Origin of the sequence: Bacillus sp. ISL-57, assembly GCF_018613135.1 — a bacterium.
In the GTDB taxonomy this organism is placed as follows: domain Bacteria; phylum Bacillota; class Bacilli; order Bacillales; family DSM-1321; genus Peribacillus; species Peribacillus frigoritolerans.
The window spans coordinates 13,891-16,265 of record NZ_JAGGQV010000027.1 but is presented as its reverse complement, the minus strand read 5'-3'; the positions used below and the strand labels follow the sequence as shown (position 1 = coordinate 16,265).

General features: G+C 33.3%; 3 protein-coding genes. 2 read left to right on the top strand and 1 reads right to left on the bottom strand.

Annotated features, from left to right (window positions below; translation table 11 throughout):
- The coding region (locus J7I90_RS24590) for a hypothetical protein (protein ID WP_214774234.1) at window positions 1–352 on the bottom strand (352 nt) is incomplete at its 3' end.
- A gap of 787 nt (window positions 353–1,139) precedes the next feature.
- Here J7I90_RS24590 and J7I90_RS24585 point away from each other — a divergent pair.
- Window positions 1,140–1,307, top strand: a complete 168-nt coding sequence (locus J7I90_RS24585; RefSeq protein ID WP_214774233.1) for a hypothetical protein — start codon at window positions 1,140–1,142, stop codon at window positions 1,305–1,307.
- Between the two features lie 703 nt (window positions 1,308–2,010).
- Window positions 2,011–2,145, top strand: coding sequence for a hypothetical protein (locus tag J7I90_RS27895; RefSeq protein ID WP_285289468.1), 135 nt, complete (start codon window positions 2,011–2,013; stop codon window positions 2,143–2,145).
- Window positions 2,146–2,375: the final 230 nt, after the last annotated feature.

Sequence of the window (2,375 nt, the reverse complement as noted above, 5' to 3'; positions counted from 1 at the left end):
AGCTAAAGCACCCGTTAGTTCTATAAGGCGATATTATTTTCTCGGTAACTTCCCTTGATGCAACATTTACCTTTTCCTCATTTTTTCTCAAATTTAAAATTTCTTTTTCCAAATCTGTTTCCTTTATCGTTAACGAAATCTTTAAATTAATGCTACGTAACAAATCTTCCAGAGCATCAACCAATCCTTTAATAGATTTTACTAACAACTGATGTTCTTCCATAATGAATTTTGGAGGAATTATTGTTTCAAGAGATTGTAAGTTACTTTGACCTACACTAATTGAATTTTGTAGATCAATACTGAACTGATCATTATTTCTCATTTCTTCATCTAAAAAATCTGGATACATCCTATTAGAAATATAAATTAAAGTCCTACCCACAAGTTGAAGTGTTTGACCATATTGAACTAATGTATTTTTCGATGTTATTCCCTCCTATCGGGTTACTGTATTTAGTACTCTATCCCTTTAAAACTAAGGTATGCCCAAAGAAAAATGTTAATGCTTATGTATGAAATCGTACATTCAAATCCTTATGTATTGTCCGAATCCAATTGAGTGACTCAATTATAAGATTTTGTGTTTAATAAATAGGATTTTACCGGTTCAGCTGTTACAGCTTTTTCAGGGTCATTTGCTCGCTTGGATACTGTCTAGTTTTCACGGGGAATAAACGAAATTAAATTTTATAATAATTGCTGTTTCTGATTTTATATTATCTGTTCTTAACTGTTATTGAACCCAATAGATGGCATTTTATATCTTAATGAAAGTCCCAGCGTTCATAAAAGTATACATTCAACGAACGATATCATTTCTTTACGAAACAGCAAGTTTTAACGTTCGGTTAAGTACAAAAAAAGGTACGAATGTTCATGAACTTGCATTTGCTTTTACGAACGTTCTTTGAACTTTGTATATACAATTGGACTCACATATTTTTTGGAACAAAATAAAATAGATAAATCACTTCATAAAATAACATCCATTTTCCAGAACCACCTTTAACGGGTGGTTCTGTCTATTTATAAGGATAAACAATACATTTTGCAATCGCTCATATTAGAAATAAAGTTATTCTTAATGGATATATTAAGAATGATTACTTAAAAAAAAGAAAAAAGGAGTTAGTGTGATGCGGTTACCTGAAGACTTTAGAAATTTTTTAGGAATAAACCCAGCTAGGCATAAAAAAGAAGAGTTAAGTGATTCATACTTTCCAAACCTCATTATACATAAGGAAATACATGGGGATAAAGTATTCGTACCATTAGATTTAAAGAAAATTTGGAATCGTTTTTAGCAATGAAATATAGCAACCGTTTTATACAAACGGTTGCTATTTATACTTTTAGGAAAAAAGAATAGAACTTCGGATTTACCGTTCCTGGTCGATTCGTAAGAGTTAGTCTTAGGTCATCGATACCAGTTGAGGGATTCTTCTTAGGCGTATTTGAAACATTGTACCACTTTAAAATTTCGAAAACGGCTGTGTAAGCTCTTTTTATTGAAGTCAAAAAACTTGCCTACGCGCCGCCTAACAGGCCGCCTGTCGTCGGAGCAGGAAGAAGTCCTGCGACGTCAACAACTGGTACTCCAGCTTGAGTAAAGATCCCTTCTATTACAAATGGGGATTCTGTTACTATATCCTCAGGGCAAGCATCTGGAAAATCTGTATGCTCCTGGAATGGTATAGAAGTTGTAATGGGGGTATAACAGTACCACCAAGAACAGTTATGGTAATAGTTACAGGAATAAGCCCAATGTTAACTACTTTGTCTCGAATGACTCTGACGTTATGTAATACCAGCTAAATTCGGTACAACAACTATCGAAACAATATCTGCAAGCTCTACTACACCAGCAAACAAGCCAAGTGGAAGTGTTATTTCTGCAACCTTCCCTTAGCTAGTGAAGGTTGCAACCAAGCTTTTTACCACTACCAAAAATCAACTATAAGAAACTGCAAAGTTACTTTTATGGATGGTTCTAGCTATTGGCAAAAGATGATTACTAATGATAAGCGTCTATCGATTAAATCCGAACCAAATAAATTGTATTTGGACGAACAGTGCAGCATTTTAGCTGATGTGACTAGAAAAAAGAAAATACAGGAATGTAATCGAATGGGGTTAATTTAAAGCGTACCACCTAAAACAGATAAAAACATGCAGGATTTTATGCATTTCCTCTAAGCGATAGTTATTGATCGCTATACAAAATTTTTTATCAATATGGACAAGAGTACTTCCTTTTTTATCTGCTTTGCATATATTGATAGCAAATAATAGAAAGTAGTGATATTTCTATGTCTTGTAAGAAGAAAAAACGCTGCGATAACGACCATCACGATGATTGTTGTAAGAAGAAA